16 protein-coding genes, 1 tRNA gene and 1 riboswitch are annotated in these 19,639 nt (G+C 60.3%); of the genes, 13 read left to right on the forward strand and 4 right to left on the reverse strand.

The window, feature by feature from the left end:
* Positions 1 to 302: 302 nt before the first annotated feature.
* From VHD36_24170 to VHD36_24185, 4 genes are all read right to left on the reverse strand, one after another.
* Positions 303 to 875, reverse strand: a complete 573-nt coding sequence (locus VHD36_24170) for a hypothetical protein (GenBank protein ID HVU90443.1) — start codon at positions 873 to 875, stop codon at positions 303 to 305.
* A 6-nt stretch (positions 876 to 881) separates the two neighbouring features.
* Positions 882 to 1,391: a hypothetical protein gene (locus VHD36_24175; GenBank protein ID HVU90444.1), complete on the reverse strand. Its 510-nt coding sequence runs from the start codon at positions 1,389 to 1,391 to the stop codon at positions 882 to 884.
* Between the two features lie 629 nt (positions 1,392 to 2,020).
* The gene (locus VHD36_24180) at positions 2,021 to 2,692 is read right to left on the reverse strand and encodes a hypothetical protein (GenBank protein HVU90445.1); all 672 of its coding nucleotides are present in this window, start codon (positions 2,690 to 2,692) and stop codon (positions 2,021 to 2,023) included.
* A 3,011-nt stretch (positions 2,693 to 5,703) separates the two neighbouring features.
* Positions 5,704 to 6,177, reverse strand: a complete 474-nt coding sequence (locus tag VHD36_24185; GenBank protein ID HVU90446.1) for a Clp protease N-terminal domain-containing protein — start codon at positions 6,175 to 6,177, stop codon at positions 5,704 to 5,706.
* A gap of 170 nt (positions 6,178 to 6,347) precedes the next feature.
* Between VHD36_24185 and VHD36_24190 the strand changes: the two genes are divergently transcribed.
* From VHD36_24190 to VHD36_24250, 13 genes are all read left to right on the forward strand, one after another.
* Complete coding sequence (locus VHD36_24190; GenBank protein ID HVU90447.1) at positions 6,348 to 6,533, forward strand: hypothetical protein; 186 nt, start codon at positions 6,348 to 6,350, stop codon at positions 6,531 to 6,533.
* Positions 6,534 to 6,854: 321 nt separating this feature from the next.
* Entirely contained in the window at positions 6,855 to 8,993 is a 2,139-nt protein-coding gene (locus VHD36_24195) for a DUF1549 and DUF1553 domain-containing protein (protein ID HVU90448.1), read from the forward strand.
* Positions 8,994 to 9,014: 21 nt separating this feature from the next.
* On the forward strand, positions 9,015 to 10,502 hold the full coding sequence (locus tag VHD36_24200) for a DUF1501 domain-containing protein (protein ID HVU90449.1): 1,488 nt from the start codon (positions 9,015 to 9,017) through the stop codon (positions 10,500 to 10,502).
* A 176-nt stretch (positions 10,503 to 10,678) separates the two neighbouring features.
* Positions 10,679 to 12,211 (forward strand): hypothetical protein, encoded by a 1,533-nt coding sequence (locus VHD36_24205; GenBank protein ID HVU90450.1) that lies wholly within the window; start codon positions 10,679 to 10,681, stop codon positions 12,209 to 12,211.
* Between the two features lie 192 nt (positions 12,212 to 12,403).
* Complete coding sequence (locus VHD36_24210; protein HVU90451.1) at positions 12,404 to 12,805, forward strand: GntR family transcriptional regulator; 402 nt, start codon at positions 12,404 to 12,406, stop codon at positions 12,803 to 12,805.
* A gap of 26 nt (positions 12,806 to 12,831) precedes the next feature.
* Positions 12,832 to 13,770, forward strand: a complete 939-nt coding sequence (locus VHD36_24215; protein ID HVU90452.1) for an ABC transporter ATP-binding protein — start codon at positions 12,832 to 12,834, stop codon at positions 13,768 to 13,770.
* Positions 13,767 to 14,432: an ABC transporter permease subunit gene (locus tag VHD36_24220; protein ID HVU90453.1), complete on the forward strand. Its 666-nt coding sequence runs from the start codon at positions 13,767 to 13,769 to the stop codon at positions 14,430 to 14,432. Before VHD36_24215 ends, VHD36_24220 begins: the two co-directional genes overlap by 4 nt.
* A 17-nt stretch (positions 14,433 to 14,449) precedes the next feature.
* Positions 14,450 to 15,901 (forward strand): hypothetical protein, encoded by a 1,452-nt coding sequence (locus tag VHD36_24225; protein ID HVU90454.1) that lies wholly within the window; start codon positions 14,450 to 14,452, stop codon positions 15,899 to 15,901.
* 146 nt (positions 15,902 to 16,047) lie between these two features.
* Positions 16,048 to 16,129: transfer RNA gene (locus tag VHD36_24230), tRNA-Leu, on the forward strand.
* A gap of 344 nt (positions 16,130 to 16,473) precedes the next feature.
* The gene (locus tag VHD36_24235) at positions 16,474 to 17,085 is read left to right on the forward strand and encodes a PEP-CTERM sorting domain-containing protein (protein HVU90455.1); all 612 of its coding nucleotides are present in this window, start codon (positions 16,474 to 16,476) and stop codon (positions 17,083 to 17,085) included.
* Between the two features lie 138 nt (positions 17,086 to 17,223).
* A riboswitch (guanidine-III (ykkC-III) riboswitch) is annotated at positions 17,224 to 17,286 on the forward strand.
* Positions 17,287 to 17,303: 17 nt separating this feature from the next.
* Entirely contained in the window at positions 17,304 to 17,618 is a 315-nt protein-coding gene (locus VHD36_24240) for a multidrug efflux SMR transporter (protein HVU90456.1), read from the forward strand.
* Positions 17,619 to 17,880: 262 nt separating this feature from the next.
* Positions 17,881 to 18,675 carry an SDR family oxidoreductase gene (locus VHD36_24245; GenBank protein ID HVU90457.1) on the forward strand — a complete coding sequence of 265 codons (795 nt, stop codon included), beginning with the start codon at positions 17,881 to 17,883 and terminating at the stop codon, positions 18,673 to 18,675.
* Positions 18,676 to 18,727: 52 nt separating this feature from the next.
* Entirely contained in the window at positions 18,728 to 19,627 is a 900-nt protein-coding gene (locus tag VHD36_24250; protein ID HVU90458.1) for an ABC transporter substrate-binding protein, read from the forward strand.
* The last annotated feature ends 12 nt before the right edge of the window (positions 19,628 to 19,639 follow it).

Genomic DNA, 19,639 nt, shown 5'->3' on the forward strand with positions numbered 1-19,639 from the left:
ACCCTTTGCCCGACTAAACCGGAACAAAGTGGTTCATTCTCAGCGATCAATTTGAAGTCGTGCGCGCTCATGCTTGAATGCAAGTTGCGTTTGGCCAACTACTTGAAACAAAATCAAAAAAGTTCAACCGGACAGTACTGAGATGAATTCTAAAAAAGCGGGGTAATCGACACCTCTTTCCCTACGCGCCAAATCAGTGGATCATTTTTGTCTCAATAGATCCCTGTTACAGACGTTGGCGTTCGGCGAACTACCGGGTGCGGAGGTGGAAGTGCTGCATTTTTGCTGCACTATGAACGAAGTCAGCGCGCAAAGGTGTAGTCGATTTTGCAGTTCGGAAGGGCTGTTTGCAGAATGTCGATTTCCTCCTGGGTGCCTTTGAAGTCATAGAGCATGAGGAATTGCAGTTCCTCGAATGCTGCCAGAGGACGAACTTCTCGAATAGGACTCTCGACAAGGCACAGCACCTTGAGTTTCTTGAGCGATTTCAATCGGGCAAGATCACCCAACGTGCAGTTCGTCGCCCATATCGCTTGCAGGTTTGAAAAGGCCGCGAGCAGCGACAAGTCATCATCACTGATTGTTTGGTCATTCAGTTCACAGGCAAGAATCCGCTTCCCGAGAACGTTGACAAGGAGCCGGTGCCACCAATCGTCTGGTTCGCGTCCGTAGTAATCCCAAGATTCGTTGAGCGTGCCGTAGACGACGCCGCCATCGTTCATTCTCAAGCGCTCGACAACGCCCAATTCATAACGCGATTGATATCGCTCAATCGCAATCCAACCAAGCGGCAGGGATATGGCCGTAACAAACGCCAGCACGGCCCAGACACCGAACCGGAACCGGCGGCGAATGTGCTTGGGGGCTGGGGGCATGGACAGCTATTCCACTTCCCATTGGTGTTGCGATGCAGAAACGGGCTTTAGCCTCACCCAGTCTGTGCGCTCGACATCAAACTTTGCATCGGATCGCGAATAGCCAAGTTTGCTTGCAATGTGGCTGAGGTCGATCGTCCTTGGTTGCTCGTACCAGTAGACGACTTTTCCTCCCTTCACGAAGACGACGAGGCAAACCGAGTCTGAGGAGTCGATCGTCGTATGGCGAAAGCCCGACCATTTGAAGCCAAGTGCGTTTTCAACGTCCGCCTGCGAACTATAACAGTCAAAGACAAACATCCGATCCCAAGTAAATGACGTTTCAGCCGCAAAGTCGATTGTTCGCGCGCCAGAGGCGACGCGAGATTCAAGTCGGTTCGGCACGCCCCGCCAATCGTAACTGCTGAAGTGAATTTCCCATCCAAGCCAGGCAATCGCCGCCAAAAACACTGTCCCCAACGAAAACTGGAACCAGCGGCGAGTGTGCTTTGGGGCTGGGGTCTTGTGACCAATCATTGGTTGATGCACCGTGGTTCAGCAGTTAATTGTTTCCCCGATGGCACCGCTTATTAGCCATAAAAGGACGGCAATGAGAAACACAAAGCCGGTCAGCTTCCCGGGTGCTAACGGCAATGAGATCATCCCGGCACCTAAAACACACACGAGCACGACACCCGTTATCTGGTTGGCAGGGGCAGAGTCGAATACAAAACAAAAGGGTCCCCAGAATGCGTTCATGTGATCGCTTTCCTTACCGCTCCGAATGGTACAGGGCCGTCGCTTCAAGCTGGTCCGAAGCGATCTAAATATATCATTCGGCACAGCCAGCAAATGACGGTGATGGACACTGAAAGGATGAGCAATTGCGTGAGTGTAAACTGCCACACCTTCAAGCGGCCGCCGGTCGTCTGCCGACGCATCGTTGACGTGACTGACCTCGCAACGATCAGCCAAAGAGCGAAGATCGCTAGCGCTGCAATTATGCCAGGAGCATCGCTCGCCCCCTCAGGAGGAGATGCATCGTCGAACGCAACCGCCGCCAATAGGGCTGCGACGACGGCCACGCCGGCCACGGTGACGACGGCGCCAGGTTCAAACCGGAACCAGCGGCGGGTGTGCTTGCGGGCTGGGGGCATGGACGCAAGTCACTCGGCACGCAGGTCGATTTTGGCGTTTGGCAATGCTGCTCGCAACTTGGCGATGCCTTGCGCCGTGATGTTTGAGCAACGCCCTAGCGCGATCATTTGCCAGCCGGGCTTGCCTGCGAGTATCTGAAGCCCGGCGTCCGTTATCCCTTGACAGCCTCGTAAATCTAAAGCGGTCAAGTTTTTCATCGCGAGCAAGTGCTGCAATCCGACATCGCTTATTCCTGGATCATCTTCCAAATGGAGCGACGTAACCGAATCCATTTTTGCAACGTGAACGAGGCCCGCGTCTGTGATGTGTTCGCAGTGCCCCAAACCAAGCGTCTCCAATTTCGGAAGTTCGATCGCCGCGAGCTTTGCAAGCCCTTCGTCGGTAATCGCGGCTTCCCATTTCTTGAATCCCGTCGTCAGGTCCTTCCTTGCGTACCCCGGAGTGAAATCTAATAAGGTCAGCTCGCGCAGCCGAGCAAGCGCCGGAACGTCGCCATCGCTCAAGCTGCGTGCGTAAACGCTTCGTGTGGACGCAGGAAGGGCATCGATTTCTGCCTTTTTGGCAACGCTTGGTGGGTAGGGGCCGCATCCCGCAAACCCAATCAATGCCGCAACGATCAACCCGCGCGTCAGTTGAGTAAGAATGACGGCTGCGTCTGCTGAGCGGATGTCGTACGTCATGCTATCGCGATTTGAGCCGGTCAAACAGGAACTGGAACCAGTGGCGGGTGTGCTTGGGGACCTCGGGGCATGGACTATGTCGTCAGTTCATGTGCTAGGAATGTGGCTTGGGCTGGGACGACTCCGTAGCGCCCTGTGTCCGATCTGGGGGATAGAGCGTTATCCGCAATGAGGCTCCTACGCGAGCAATTCGGTCTAGTGTTCGATTAGCCAAGCTATTGTTGAACGCCCACGGCTCATCACCGCAGTCGTAACCAATATTGAATTCGCGTTTCGTACATGCAGTCCACAAGTCTTTGACTTCGCCATCCAACGCCTCGATGGCATCGAGCATGACACGAATTGTCACGTCTGGCTCGCGATTGTGACCTTCTAGATCGCACTCTATTTCCAAAGTTGCATACCACTCGCCATTACCGTCTTCTTGGACGCTAAGCGGGAACACCCCGCGCGATTCCAAAACGCTCGCCAGAGGCGTAAGATCTCGCGGCGCGACGAGATCCAAGTCGGTATTGAGATAACTTATCATCAAATCGAATGTCACCAAGCTAGGGCGCGTAGCATTGTCCCAAACGAAACCTGCAACCACCGGCGGCTGTGCTTGGGGGCTGTGGGCATGCGCGCTGTTATCGGTTAACGACTGCACGCCGAAAGCCTTTCCAAAGAATGAACGTAGCGAGGGCAATTGCAGGCCAGCGGAATGACGGGTTCATTGTGTACGAATGTTGAAATTGTCCGGACCAAGTGGTTGCTCCGGATGCGAGTGTTTTCGCCTGACCAGTTACGTGATTCTCGCTTTCGATGAACCACGGTCGTATCGAAAGAGACCAGCACACGATTCCCACGAGTACGAACCACGTCCCAATATGAAACTGAAACCGTCGTCGGCTGTGCTTGGGGGCTGGGGGCATGGACTGATTTTTGTAACCTTGCACGGCGGCCAACCGCACGCCAAGTCATTGTAGCCATAGCGAAGTTTTAATCATTGGGCGAGTCGTCAAAGATTCCAACCGGGCAGCCAAATCACCAACAAATTTACTCCGACGAATAGCGTCACAATTGCGAGAATGGCCGGCAGAAACCAGGAAAGCGATCGACGCTTCCGCTGCACCGCGAGTGATACCCAAAGGGGCACTTGCAGCAGGAATAACGGGGCGACCATTCCGAGAAACTCATAATGGGTCCACCCGGCTGCGAGAACGCCGACCGCCGTCACGACGGCCAACATTGTCCTCAACGAAAACTGCAACCAGCGACGGGTGTGCTTGGGGGCTGGGGGCATGGACGTGGCTGTCAGCCTACCTCGCGTCGGAATCTAGCACGAAGCGCTCGCCTTACCGCCTCATCGCGCGCGCACTGCCGGTCGGACAAACAGGCTTGCAGCGACTCCGTACCAAACGCCTCTCTGCTTCGCTTCGGTGCTATTGGGGACGTCGTACGAGACAATGATGGTGTCATTTGCTTCGAATGCCACCTCCTGACCGCCAATTCCACGTTCATCAAACGACGAGGAGTGGCCGAACCCGCACCAGTTTCCCTCGTTCAGCGCCAGTGGTACCTGAATGCTCGTTCCGCCATGCAACTCCCTAAACGTCGGGATGTTCCTTGTGAATATCTGGTCGGGATTCTGAAAGAATGTTTCTAGGTGCCCATCTCTGATACGCATTACACGCCACGTCGCGGATCCCCAGCTATTCGAGTCGTTCCAAAGCTTCAGGGTATCTGATGATCGATTTCGCATTTCAACCGACAGGACTCCTGAATTGACAACATTCTTGATTTCGATGCCCAAGGCAGCCGTCGACTGACCAGTTCCAGAACGGGTCAAGACGAGGCAAATGACTGCGGCTAGCATGCAAGTGGTCGCGTTCAGAGTTTCCTCCTTAGCCCACGCGGGGGAAAATATTTCGTCCGTTCCCACAACCAGCGGCGGATGTGCTTGGGGCCGGGGGCATGGACGTTTGAAATTAGGAATCGGCTCTGACGATACGCCGCCATTCGATCCATGCGCCGACGGCTATTCCGACGTCGATGCAGCCAAAGACGAATAGGTCCTCATTGAGCGGCAGCCTTCCGCCCTTGAATCGCATCCAAAGCAGCCTTGCAACGAACGAGAACAGCAGTGCGAAGCTGGCACCAGAACTTGCGCCGAAAGCTACCCGTTCCGACTTTGTCATACCCCCCATGATACCCGGCGGGAAAGGCGCGGCTACGCGCGGTAGAACCGCGGGTGATTAGTAGGGAGGTTTTCAGTTTATGGCGGCTCATACTCTAGCCCGCTTACGTAAGTCGCTTCTGGGAAGAGTCGCTTGACGTTGTACGCTTCCTTGCGCCGCTCATCCTCTGTTTGGAATGGCTGGCCGTCATGATAGCCCCAACGCTTAAGCTCAATCCCCCAATACCCTTTTTCTCCAAAGAACCTCAACAGTCCAGGTGCTTTTACTGGCGGGCCTGGAGGGTGCGAAGTGACCATCCAGCCGCCTGGAGCAACTTCCTCAATAGATGCAGCGTTTTCCAGGATCGCGTGTCGCTGCCTTATCCAATTGACGTGATAAGCGAAGAAGACCGCGAGCATAGTCACGACCGCGAACATCGTCCCAAGCCCGAATCGGAACCACCGTCGGCGAGCGTGTTTGGGCGCTGGGGACATGGAAACTCAGAATGGAGTTACTATTCGCCCGGCTCGTAGTCTTTGAACGTGCCATCAGGCGAAAATGTCAGCAGTGCGTGACCACCGGGCGTAGCAGGCAGGTAATCGACACCAACCCAGTATTCTTGGTTATCGTGTTGAACCCTATGCACGCGGATGGCGCTGCGAGGTAACGATGTCCTTCGCATTGCCTCCACAATCGCCGCCTCTCGAATCCTCTCTATTGGATCGTACTTAAACCGACTAACGGCTACCACCACGCATGCCGTGATAGTTACCACGACAAGCATCGCTCGCACCGAAAATTGGAACCACCGGCGGGTGTGCTTAGGAGCTTTGGGCATGGACGGTATCATGCTCGTCAACTCGCATCTGTGTGGCTCGGCCCGTCACCCAAATGCCCGAGTACCTCTCGACGCACGGCCTCCTTGGTTACACCCAAGTCGCTTAAGACGTGCTCTGCACCGCATTCGTGCATGCGAAGCAGGCCGAGTAGAATGTGCTCAGGACCGACGAGTTTTTGCTTTAGGCTTGCGGCCTCCTGGATAGCATAGGCAAGTGCCGTTCTCGCACGCGGCGTCAAACGCAGATCGGGCGTCATCACTAGACCGCCCGGCAAAAGCCTCTCGACCGCAAAGCGAGTTTTGCGCGTGTCCAAGTTGAGGCTCTTTAGCGCCGCCGTGGCAACGCCGCCCACGTCCCTGGTCAACGCGAGTAAGAGGTGCTCGGTGCCGATGTATTCGTGGTTGAAGCGCATCGCTTCGTGATCCGCCAGCCGTATGACCAACCGAGAAAGATCGGTAAAAGTCTCAACCATCCGACTCCCACCTTTCATGGACAGTCCTCGTCACCGAACCACCTGCGCGTGCTTGGCTATCTCGCCCATGATCATCCAGCCTATCGACCGGCCTAAGCGCGTGTCAAAAGAGCGGGGGATGGGTACTGGTTTACTTCGACTCTCAGAATTTTCGGGAGCGGCGCGGGCGGTGTCGTTAGAATTGAGGCATGAAACCGTGGTTCAAAGTCGTGCTGTCTGTCCTGGCATTGTTGGCCGCGTTCCGCTTCGGAATGCTGGTTGAGCGTGCGCAGGAGGCGGCACGCATTGCGGCCATGCCTGGCAATCCTCTGCGTCTGTATCATGGCATTGCGCATGCCCCTGAATTCTTCACGGACAAGCCTATTCCAGAATGACCCGCGACCGTGTCCACAGCCCAGACCCGAACGTAAATGCCCACCGGATCGTCCAGGACTAACAAAATCCGCGGCGCATTGAATTAAGCTGCCGATCGCCGTAGGCTATTGTTCTGGCCCCTTATACGTGCTGGCGCTTTCGCGGCCGCTGGCACGTCCTCGGCTACCTCGCTCCTTCCCACCGGGCAAAGACCGATGCCTTGTCCCGCACGCCATGGCCGGCCGATTCGCTGCAAAGAGCGGATGCGTTTTCGTCTGCGGCCGGTATTTGGCCGGCATCTTGTCCTTTTCCTTGGCGCGGCCGTTGGCACAATTTTGAGCATGGCGCTACCGGCGCACGCTGCCGACACGAGCGCGTTTTCCGCCGAGGATCGCGACTATTGGGCGTGGCGGCCGCTTGTGCGCGCCGCGGTGCCGCGGACCACGACTCCGACCGCCAATCCCATCGATGGGTTCTTGCAAGAGCGTCTCAACGAAGCTGGCATCCAGCCCGCCCCCGAGGCGGACCGGCGGACGTTGATTCGCCGTGCGACGTTCGATTTGCACGGCTTGCCACCGACACCCGAGGAAGTGGCGCAATTCGAGGCGGACGCCGCGCCGGAGGCGTTTGAGCGTTTGATCGATCGGCTGCTCGCCTCGCCGCGTTACGGCGAGCACGTGGCTCGTTATTGGCTCGACCTGGTGCGGTACGCCGAGAGCGACGGGTTCAAGTCGGACGATCTGCGTGAGAACGCCTGGCGCTATCGCGATTACGTGATCGCGGCATTGAACGAAGACATAGGCTTCGACCGTTTTGTGATCGAGCAACTGGCCGGCGATGAATTGCAGTCCGATGACCCGCGGGCCCTCGTGGCGACGGGCTACCTGCGCCTCGGGCCTTATGAGGAGAACGGCCGCGACGTGGCCGACCAGCGCAGCAATATCCTGAACGATATTACGGACGTGACGGGCCAGGTGTTTTTCGGCCTGACGATCGGTTGCGCCCGCTGCCACGACCACAAATACGATCCGATCTTGCAGGCGGATTACTTTCGCCTGCAAGCCTTCTTCGCGGCGCTTGCGCTAACGGACGACGAACCGCTGGCAACCAGCGCCGAGCGCGCGGCGTTTGCTGAGAAGCAGGCGCAATGGGAGACGGCCACGGCCACGCTGCGCGACGAGATCGCGGCGCTCGAAGCGCCAAATCGCGAAAAGCTCATGGCCGAGAAGCGCGGGGTGTTCCCCGACTACATGCAAAAGATTTTCGACACGCCCGTCGGGGGCCGCACGCCGCTCGAATCGCAAATGATCGAGCTGGCCTCGCGGCAATTGGTGGTGAGCACCGAGGACGTCGCCAAGTGCATGACCAAGGAGCAGCGCGAAGCGCACGCCGCATTGCGTCGCCGCTTGCGCGAGGAGCATGGCGCGCCGCCGGCCCCCTTGCCCGTCGCTACGCTCGCGCGTGATATCGGCGAAGTGGCGCCGCCAACTTCCATTCCCGGTGACGACGCGACCATCGAGCCGGGCTACCTGAGCGTACTGGGACCGGCGCCGCCGCAAATTCAGCCAATTGCCGGTCGGAGCACGGGCCGGCGCTTGGCGCTCGCCCGCTGGATTGCCGGGCAGGAAAATACGCTGACGCCGCGGGTGATGGTGAATCGGGTTTGGCAGCAGCATTTCGGCCGGGGCTTCGCGAGTAGCGCGGACTTCGGCCGGCAGGGCGAACCGCCCACGCATCCGGCGCTCCTGGATTGGCTGGCTGCCCAGTGGCAAGCCGACGGCATGCGCTTCAAGTCGCTGCATCGACTGATCATGACCTCGGCCGCGTACCGCCGGGCCTCGCTCGACCCGAGTCCCGAGATGCTTTCCGCCGATCCGGAAAACGCGCTCTATGCGCGCTTCGTTCGTCGCCGGCTGACGGGCGAGCAATTGCGCGATGCGATCCTTGCGGCCAGCGGCGAGTTGAATCTCGAAATGGGCGGACCGAGCGTGCGCAGCGAGTTGCCCAAGGGAATCAGCGAAGCCTATGCCTGGAAGCCTGACAAGGATCCCGCGCAGCGTAACCGGCGTTCGATTTATCTGCTGGTGCGCCGGAATTTGCGCGAGCCGCTGTTGGAAGTGTTCGACATGCCCGACACCCATGAAACGTGTACGCGGCGTCTGGAAACGACGACGGCGCCGCAAGCACTGTTCCTGTTGAACGCCGATTGGTCGCTCGAGCGTGCCGCGGAGCTGAGCCGGCGCGTGGAGTCGTCGGAATCGACCGATGCCCAGCGCGCAATCCGCGCGGCCTATCGCCTCGTATTTCAGCGGGAGCCGCAGCCGGACGAATTGCAATCGGCGAGCGATTTTCTCCATCGGCAGACGGGTGGTTCCGGTGAGGAAAAGTCTACGCCGGCTGGCGGCCGAGTGGGGCATCGGACGCTTGTCGGTTTGTGCCACGTGCTGTTGAACAGCAACGAGTTCTTGTTCGTCGACTGATCGAGGATTTCAAGACGACAAATGCCTGGCGACTTTCAAAACCCGCCGCCGCCTTCGCGACCCGCGCATGACGAAGCGATTCGCTCGCGCCGCGACTTCTTACTGCGCTGCGGGGCCGGTTTTGGGGCGCTGCCGCTTGTCGCGCTGTTGAGCGAGGGACGTGCGGCGCGCGGCGACGACGCGATGGCGTCCGCGTCACCCTCGGTTACGGCGCCGCTGGCGCCGCGCGCTCCGATGTTCGCACCGCGTGCGAAAAGCGTGATCTTTCTCTTCATGGACGGCGGGCCCAGCCAACTCGATACGTTCGATCCCAAGCCGGCGGTCAACGCCTTGGCCGGCCAACCGCTGCCGGCGAGCATCAAGCGCCCGATCACGCCGATGGGCGTATCGAACAATGCGCTGCTGGCCAGCCAGCGCGTGTTTCGCCCGGCCGGACAGAGTGGCATTCCTGTTTCGGATTGGCTGCCGCACCTGGCAAGCTGTGCCGACGAATTGACCGTCATCCGCTCGTGTTGGGCCGATGGACTGAACCACGTCGGGTCGGTGTGCCAGATGAACACCGGCTCGATCCTGGCCGGCCGGCCCAGCTTGGGAAGTTGGACCAGCTACGGCCTGGGGACCGAGAACCAGAATCTGCCGGCGTTCGTCGTGCTGACAGACGGCGATCGCGAGCCGCCAGGCGGCGCGCGCAACTGGGGGACGGGCTTCATGGCTGGCACGTATCAAGGGACCCGTTTTCGCCGCGGCGCGGAGCCGGTCCTGCACCTGGAACCGCCCGCATCAATTACCACCACCGAGCAGCGACAGAAGCTCGACCTTTTGGCTGAGATGAATCGGCGCCACGCGCATTACCGGGGGAACGATCCCGAGTTGGAAGCACGCATCGCCAGTTACGAGCTAGCGTTTCGCATGCAGTCGGCCGCGCCCGAAGCGGTGGATCTGGCCGCCGAAACGGCAATGACCCAGTCGCTGTACGGCCTCGACGATCCGGCGACCGAAGCGATGGGCCGCTCGTGCCTGCTCGCGCGGCGGCTGGTCGAGCGCGGCGTCCGCTTCGTGCAGGTCTACTGCGGATCGGGCAGCCGCTGGGACGCCCACAGCAAAATCGAAGAGAACCACAGCGGGCTGTGCCGCGCCAGCGACAAGCCGATCGCGGGCTTGCTCAAAGACCTCAAGCAGCGCGGACTGCTCGACGAGACACTCGTGATCTGGGGCGGCGAATTCGGCCGCACGCCCATGTCCGAGAAGGGAGACGGCCGCGACCATAATCCCTACGGCTTCACGATGTGGATGGCCGGCGCGCGCCTGCCCGGCGGTCGGATCATCGGCGCCACCGACGAAATGGGCTTGTTCGCCATCGAGGATCGCGCGCATGTGCACGATCTGCACGCCACGGTCCTGGCGCTTTTGGGGCTCGATCACAAGCAGCTCACCTGGCTGCACAACGGCCGACACGAGCGAGCCACGATCAATGGCGGCGAGTTGATCTCGAAAATCATTCCTGGCTGACGATTTCGTCGGCCGCATGTGCTCTCTCACCAAGGCGGGGTTTGGGTGCCATGGCCACGCTAGCCGTGGCCATGCTGATCCGGTGGTAAATTAAGCGATGCGTCACGACCGGCATGCTCACGCAAGCGTGAGCATGGCACCCTTCTTTTTTACTTTGACAGGCGAGCCAGTTGTCCATGCAGTACTCCGCCCGACGCGACCTGATTGATGATTTGCTGTTGCCCACCCTGTTGTTCGTAGCGCTCGGGGGCATGACCTGGGCGGTGCGTGGCTGCTCGGGCTTTGGAGCCTCGGTCGGTTGTATTTTTGCCGGCGTGATGTGGGGAGCCGCCTGGTGGTTCATCGCGCGCGAACCGGGCCGAGAACCTTCGCGCCGCTACACGTCGGGCTGGATCGTTTTGGCCGTGACGGCCGGCATGGGCATCGCCGGCGCGCGCGGCTGGATGCAATGGCCCAGCTTTTTCGAAGGCAAGATGCTCACCAACTATGGTGCCGGCGAATCCGTGCCCATTTCGCGCTGGTACGGGTTTCTGTGGCTGTTCATCGCCGGTGTCCCTTGGGCCGGTATCAGCGCTTGCCTGCTGGCCTGGTGCGGCTCGCTGCACACGACGCGTCTGGGGCACTGGCTGATTCGCCTGGCGTGCGGCATCGGCGCCGCGTACTTGGCGCGGTGGCTGTTCTACGCGTATCCGCAGTACTTTCTGCCGATGTACGAGGCGTTCGAAGATCGCTACCGCGACATCGAGCACAATCCCAACTTGCGCCGCCTGACGAACGATTGCGGCGCGGCGATCATGCACCTGGGCTTGTATCTAGGTTTGCTCGCCTACGAATTCCTGCGGCGCGACGGGAAAAACGTCGTGCTGATTTCCACCGTGGGGGTCGTGAACGGGGCCGGCTGGGCCGCGTGCCAGAACTGGAAATGGGCCCCCGGCGTGTGGCCCAACGCAAGTTTCAACTGGTGGCGCTGCTGGGAATCGTCGGGCGGACTGTCGATTGGGCTGGCTTTCGGCATCGCGTACTTTCTCGTCAACGGCCGTATGTCGGCGGCCGAACGCACCGAGGTCCGCGCGCGCCGCGCGATCGCGGGGCCGAACCTCGAGTGGCTGGCAGTGTACCTGCTGCTGACGTCGCTGTTTGGTTTCTTGCTGTTATCGGCGCCGCGATTCTGGGGGCGCGTCTATTTCGCGACGACGATCGTGTTCGGCATCGCCTACTACCTGTTGCGACGCAATGCTTACGATCGCCAGCCGGCCCCGGAGTACGAGGCTTATGGCGACCCCAACCTCGAACGCTGGGCGCTGCGCGTCGGCTCGCTGTACGGTTTGGGCATTTCGCTGCGGGCCGGGCTGAAGGGATGGTTCAATATCTATCGCGGCAACGAAGACTATTACAGCGCGCTTCTGTGGCAGTATTTTGGCCCCGTGTTCTTTCTTCTCTTGATCGGAATCTGCGTGTGCGCGCTCTTCTGGCCGGTCGCGCGGAATTTCCGTGGCGATCTCTTTCCGCACGCCGGCTGGCTCGTGGCCCTGGTGCTCGTGCAGCAAAACATCATCGCGCAGCTGATCACAGGCCCCTTGGACCAATGGAACGAGGCAGCGTTCAGCATCTACTACGCTCTGTTGTTCGCGATCACGGTACCGATCGTGTTGTATTACGCACGGATGCAGCGGATGGGAATGCCGGCCTTGGCCTCAGTGGCTGGGTAAGCGCACTCCCTAGGTCAGCATGCTTGTTCGCCTTCCGCCGAAAAGGCATGACGCATCGGTAGGAGCCGGCCTCGGTCGCGTTCAAAAACTCTCGCTCTCCGCTTCGGGCTGGTGAAAAAAAGGAAAAACTTCTCCGGCGCTCTTGCCATCCGCACACTGTATTAGTAGTATTAGTACAGTTGGAGGCGCAGCGTGCAATACTCGATCAGTCCCGCGACGGGCGTGCCGATTTACCAGCAGTTGATCGATCAGATCGCTGCCGGCATTGCGCGCGGGCAGTTACGGCCGAACCAGCGGCTACCCAGCGTCCGCGAGCTGTCGCAGACGCTGGTTGTGAATCCCAATACCGTCGCCCGGGCCTATACCGAGCTCGAGCGCGAGGGGGTGTTGTACACCCGGCAAGGGCTGGGTGTGTTCGTGGCCGAGGCGCCGCAACCGGTTGCCAAGCGGGCCCGCCGCGAGCGTTTGCTGAAGCTGATCGATCCGCTCTTGGTCGAGGCCGTGCGCCTGGGCTGCACCGCCGAAGAGCTGATCGAGTTGATCGCCGAGCGCACCAGGCAGTTCGCCTGGACCGAGGCCACCACGACGTCGTGAACACGTCCTGCGAGGGTTCGATCCGCATGAGCGACGCGATTGTCATCGAGCGACTGACGAAGCATTACGGGCCGCGGCGCGTCGTGAATACCGTCAACCTGCGCGTGCCGGCAGGATGCGTTTACGGATTTCTGGGACGCAACGGCGCCGGCAAATCGACGTTGATCAAGATGCTTATGGGCCTGGTTCAGCCCGACTCGGGCCGAGCCGCACTCTTGGGCGACGACAGCCGCGACCTGGCGCCGGCGACTCGCGCGCGAATCGCTTACCTGGCCGAAGGGCATCCGCTCTATCGCGGCATGACCGTGGCCGAAGCGGTGCGCTTCACGCGCAGCTTTTATACGAACACTCCTTTTCGCGCCGTGTGGCACGATCGTTTTGTCAGCCAGGTGCTGGATCATTTTCGCATCGCGGGAAGTGCGAAGATCCGTCGGCTCTCGAATGGTCAGCGGGCGCAAGTGTCGCTGGCCTTGGCGCTGGCACCGGATCCCGATCTGTTGATTCTCGACGATCCGACGCTGGGGCTCGATACCGTCGTGCGCCGCGATTTTCTGGAGTCGATCATTCAACTGATCCAGCGCGCCGGCCGGACGATCTTCTTCAGCTCGCACATCCTGGGCGACGTCGAGCGCGTGGCGGACCGGATTGGCATCCTGGTCGATGGCGTGTTGCGCGTTGACTGCCCGACCGATCATTTCAAGGCCACGGTGCGGCGCGTGGTGCTGGAGTTCGTGGGCGCGGCGCCGCGCTTTCCGGCCTGTCCAGGCCTGGTCGGCCAGCGGCAATCGGGCGGGCAGTTGGAGCTGGTCGTCGTGAATTACGGACCGCAGCACGCCGAGATCGCGCAAGGACTGGGTGCAACGAACATTGAGGTGATGGAGATGAACCTGGAAGACGCGTTTATCGCCTACACGCGCGGCGAGACGCCGGCGCTACCCTCGATCGAGTGGGAGGTAGCCCGATGATCCTGGCCATCGTGCGTAAAGAATTGCGCGAGCTATTGCCGCTGTTGGCAGTGGTTTCGATCGTGCAACTGTACCTGCTCGGTTGCGCCACGGGCAACGTGCCGGAGGATGTCAATATCGCGAGCCAGCGAAACAGCATTCCTTTTTACAATCCGTTCGACAGCCGCACTGGTATGGTGATCGTAGTCGGCGGCTTGTTTGCGCTCCTGACGGGATTGTGGCAGACGTTTTCGGAGCTGACGCGCGGCACGTTTCACTTTCTGCTGCATCGCCCTCTGCCACGAACGAGCATCTTTGGCGCAAAGCTGGCGGTCGGCGCTGCGGCGAGCCTGGCCGTGACGGCGTTTCCGCTGTTGGTCTTCGCCCTGTGGGCCGCTACGCCCGGCACGCATCCAAGCCCGTTCTTCTGGTCGATGACCGGGCTGGCCTGGCCAGTGTGCCTGGCAATGTTGCTTTTGTACCTGGCGGCGTTCTTGAGCGGTCTGCGTTCGGCGCGCTGGTATGGCAGCCGCTTCTGGCCGGTACCGTTGGCGCTATTCGCCGCGGTCGTGTTCTGCAGCATTCCCGCGAGCTGGTTCTTCAAAGTGCTGCCGCTTTTGATCATTGGTGTTGCTTACTTGTGGGCGATCTTGCACGTCGCCTGTGCGCGCGATTTTTCCTGAGAGGGCCGAGGCCGATCATGGGTCGATACTTTCGCAACTCGGGCCTGGCGGCCTTTTTGCTGGCCACGATCCTGGCCGGCGGGGCCATGGTCGCCTGGGGAATTTTCGCCGGCTTCACGGGCGTGAGCGTGGTCACGTCGTGGGCCGGAGGGCAAGCGCGCGAAATGCTGCAAATCACGGCCTTGGGACGGCCCGTGATTTGGCTATGGAAGAGCGGCCAGAACGCCACGAACGAATATTTGTCGCTGGACCGGAAGGTCATTCCCTCGGGGGAATTAACCCATAAGAAATCCGGCGGGATCAAGTTCATTCAGCCGAGAACTCTCGCCGCCGACCTGACCGCCGAACGGACCAATAACTTCTACGATTGGATCCGCGGTTACACCAATGGCAGCGTACCGCAGAAATATTGGTACCTGGTGCGCGAGGGAGAAGCTCTGGAGCGCGCCTACTTCGTGGGCTACGACTCGCAAACCTCGGCGTTCGTTGGATTCCTGGGCACCGGCGGCTTTCGCATCGATCAGCCGCCCCCGGCCGAGCAATTCGACCTCGGCGCGCGATCGCTCACGGGCACGACGGCGACCTTATGGGCTGGACCCTACCGCGGGATGACGCCGAATTACGTCGGCCCACGCGACGGGGGCGGCCGCGTGGCAATTCTTTCCGTCGATCAGTTGTACCTTCTCGACCTGGCGTCTCAGACCGTAAGGCACGTGCCGCTTGCCGAGCCGGTGCTTTCGATCGACATGACCAATGAGTCGGAAGAAGTCGACGATGATGTCGAGCAAGAGATGCGCGTCCTCGTTCGCACACGGGAACATCTTCTCTTGCTCGATTGGCAGGGAGAGACCGTACGGACGATCGCACTTCCCGAGGCGCTTATCGGCCGGGACATCAAAATCTACCTACCGCTCGGCCCCGAGATCGTCCTTGAGCAATGGCGTGGCACCGATGTCGGGCCCCCCTACACGCACGAGCTCTACTGGCTCGACGCGGAAAGCCACGTCACGCGGCGCGAGTCGATCACGCTTGCCGAGGGGCAAAACATGGACGTGCCCGTGCTCCGGGTCGCCATCTGCGCCGTGCCGTCGCCGGCGGTCCTGGCCGCGTTCGGCTACCTGCTCACCGGCGCCGCGAACAAGGACGTCGACTTGACGAAAGTACGATGGAGGGTTTGGAACATATCGTGGCGTCTGTATTCACTCTTGTGCTTGATTTCTGCCGCGCTCGCGGTGCTGGCTTTCCGCCGGCAGCGGCGCTACGAGCCGCGCACGGCGCCGGCCTGGGCCGTGTTCGTGTTCTTACTCGGTCCGGCGGGGCTGTTGGGTTATCTCGCCCATCGCCGCTGGCCGGCGCTCGATGATTGCGCCGCCTGCGGCGCGCGGGTACCGCGCAATCGCGAGAACTGCCGATCATGCCAGGCCGAGTTTCCCGCGCCGGCACTCTTAGGCGGCGAAGTGTTCGCGTGAGCCGCGATCCGCATGGCAATTTGATTGCCGAGCGCGCCGCGGCCGATTCAGCGCGTGTACGCTCTAGCGGGCTGCCATCAGTAAGGGCAAAATCGCCTGACTTGACGATTTGCGGATCGAGGCCCACACTTGTTCCTGCAGAATGCGCGAGAGTGGCGGAATTGGCAGACGCGCTGGACTTAGGATCCAGTGCCGCAAGGCGTGAGGGTTCGAGTCCCTCCTCTCGCATCTTCTTTATCACCCGAGTTGCGCCTGGCTGCGCACCGGACTTCGAAGTCGACATCATCTTTGCCGACCAAGGGAACGAAACCTCTTTCGACGATTTCGGTGCCGTTCTATCCCGTGGCCGCCAACCGGGTCATTGCACACATCATTCTGCGTGATAACGCATGACGCTCGCGGGGGGTCACAAGCACCTCACTAGCCGTGGGCGAATGCGTCTCAAGAGCGCCGCTGGCCGCGCGTCGGGCTCTTCGCCGAACGGCATATTCATTCGACAACATGGCAGCACTAGCATACGCGGGCCGTAGAACCCGACATTCATCTTCATTTTAAAAAAGGGGGGCGCGCTAATGACACGCTTATCGTTGGTCTTTATTTTGTTTTCTGCCGTCGCCGTGTCCTGTGCCAACGCGGCGCCGATCACTTACAAGTTTTATTCCTTCCCGGGAAGCGGCACAGAGACGACCTCGGTCGGCGGCACTCCTACCACGGTGCCGATACATGGAGTTTTGTCGGGCTCGATTACCACGGATGGTGCTCTCGGGGCGATAACAGCCGCTGATATCACCTCGTTTAGTTGGGGCTCGACCGGGGCCGGGGGATCAACCTCGGACGACACCGTCCTCACGTTGCTCGCGCAGGGGGTGACGGCGACAACCACGACGCTGTCACTTGTGGCAGGCGGTAAACTCGAGCTCGCCACGCAGACGCACCTCAATCCGATGAACATTTTTTCGAATGAGGACTTCACGATTGCCGAGAGCGGCGGTGGCATTGCCTGGAACGGCGATTACGTCAACATTCTCATGGGTGGAACCGCGGTCAATATCGGGGGGAGCTACCAGACCTTGCAAATCGCGTCCCTCGCTGGGGGCACTCCTCCCGGAATCCCCGAGCCGTCGACCGTCGTGCTGATGATGCTCGGCGGAGGGCTGCTCGTGGCGCGAAGAATTCGGCGATAAGTCACGATCGCGCCGGCTTCGACCTGGTCGAATTTCAGAGATCATTTCCCAGCCGCAACGCTACCGTCCCCGTGCATGATGAGGGTCGTACTCTGGCCGTCTGACTTGAGCGATTACCCCCTGCTGAATAGAATTCGGCCGTAGCCAAATTCTTGGCCCGGACGAGACGCGCCGTACCCGGTCATGCGAAGACGACGCCCAACGGAAAGGGTTCGTCGATGGCATGGCTCCTTCTCATTATTGCCGGGTTCCTCGAGACCGGTTGGGCGATCGGGCTGAAATACAGCGATGGGTTCACGCGCTTCTGGCCCAGCGTGTTTACCATCATGGGAATCGCCGGCAGCATGATCCTGCTCGCCATGGCGGCGCGCACGCTCGCAATCGGAACCGCCTATGCCGTTTGGGTCGGTATCGGCGCCGCCGGGACGGTAGCGCTTGGAATCTTTCTTGGTGAACCCGCAGGTCCCTTGCGGCTTTGCTTTCTGGGCCTGCTCTTGATTGCCATCGTCGGGCTCAAGTTGACGAGTAACTAGCAAGCCTATGCTTCGATGGCGCTGCGGTATTCCTCGCCAGCAGAAGTCGCGGCCCGGGCTTGCCACTGGATTCAGAAAGTGAGGAAAAAAACCGCTCATAAGTCACTTATCTGGGCATGTCCTGTGTAACTCACGCCATTGCGGTAAGGGGTGAGTTCAAAGCAAGCAAGTCGACACTGTATTTGTCGCCGTCGGGTCGGTTTTGGATCAATTGCTAACTCAGCAATACCGGCGTGGGCGCCTGCAGCGGATGTGCGTGCACATGGTACAGGACATGCAGCGTTTTCCCCTGGAGCCCCTGGAGGATCAGAACATGGCACGAGTCGCCATCATCACCGGGGCCAGCCGCGGTATCGGTGCGGCCACGGCACTGCTACTGGCCAAACAAGGGTATCGGGTGGTCGTGAACTACCGTGCCAGTGCTCCAGAGGCCGACGCGGTGGTGGCAACCATCGCCGCGGCCGGCGGCGAAGCTGTGGCGATCAAAGCCGACGTCACCGTGCCTGACGACGTCGCCGCCATGGTCGATCAGGTCAATCAGCGCTGGGGTGGAACGGACGTGCTCGTACACAACGCGCTGATCCCATTTGCCATCACGTCGTTCGAAAAGCTGACCTGGGAGCAGCTTGGCAGCAAGCTAAACAACGAACTACACGCCGCGTTTCTGATGACGAAGGCGGTTGTACCGGGAATGGTTTCGCGCAAATACGGTCGGCTAATCTATCTCAGCGCCAACCCGTCGCTCCATCCTCGTGACGGAATGATCGCGATGGGTACCGCCAAGGCAGCCCTGAACGGGTTCGTACGCTACGTGGCCTTGGCACTGGCGCCGCATGGAATCAACGCCAATCTCGTCGCACCGGGCGCGGTAGGGGGGACCAGGGTGACCGAGCAATTGACACCTGAGGAGCTGGGCCACCTCGCCGCGATCACACCGATGGGGAGGCTGGTCCGTCCTGACGACGTCGCCAAGGTCATAGCGTTCTTAGCAAGCGAGGAATCGGGTTTCACCACCGGTCATTACTTGCCGGTCAACGGCGGCGTGGAAATGGACTGAGCGCTGCCGGCGGAAACGCACTTTCCGACATTTGAAGGCGAGGAGAAAGGCTATGGCGCCGATGCCCACGATCGATCTGGCCTATGTCGGCCGTGGTCTCCACGAAGAACTGGTCGCGTATGTGGCCGATCAGGAGGGATGCTTCGAGGACGAGGGGGTGCATGTCGCCGTCCGCGACGGAATCCGGTGGAAAACCGAGCGACTGCGCAACGGCGCAACGATCGGTTTAGGTCGAACATTATTGTCGCGCCTGACCGACCGTATTCCATGGACGATGCTCGCCGTCAACACCCATCGTCCGCTGTTCTGGTTTCTGGGGCGCGGCGATGTGAAATCGATGAATGATCTGCGCGGGCGCCGCCTGGCAGTCCATGCACCTCGCACCGCGCCCGGATGTTTTGCGCGAATCGTGCTCCGCAAGCACGGTCTCGACCCCGATCGCGACTTACAATGCATCGCCCGAGCCCCGGGCGACTACCAGATGGATCTGCGCCGCCTTCGCGACGGTTCGATCGATGCTGCCTATGTGGGGAGCACCTTGGGGCCCGAACAGGTCGCCGCCGAAGAGGGCTTTTCCGTTCTCTCCTGGGTTGGCGACCATTTTCAGATCCCCACGGTGGGAATCGCCGTGGATCCTACTCATAGCCCGCTCGACAACCCGGCGCTAGCGGCGCTGGTGCGGGCGAACCAGCGAGCCCTGCACACGCTCGCCGAAAAGCCGCAGTTGGCCCTCGACTACATCGCCTTGTTCCTCCATCGTCTGACACGTGATGAGGTGCAGCAGTACTACGATCGCTACATCGGCCCCTACTTTACCTCCGACGGCATGGTAGATCTCAACGTCGCTCAGCAAGCAATCGACGCGGTCGCTGCGGAACTCGGCGTCGCGACGGCGTCGGCTGATGAGATCTACTTAACCGCTGCCGCGACGACGCCGCACTCCTCTGCCTAGTTATTTGGTCTC

The organism is Pirellulales bacterium (assembly GCA_035546535.1).
Taxonomy (GTDB): Bacteria; Planctomycetota; Planctomycetia; order Pirellulales; family JACPPG01; genus JACPPG01.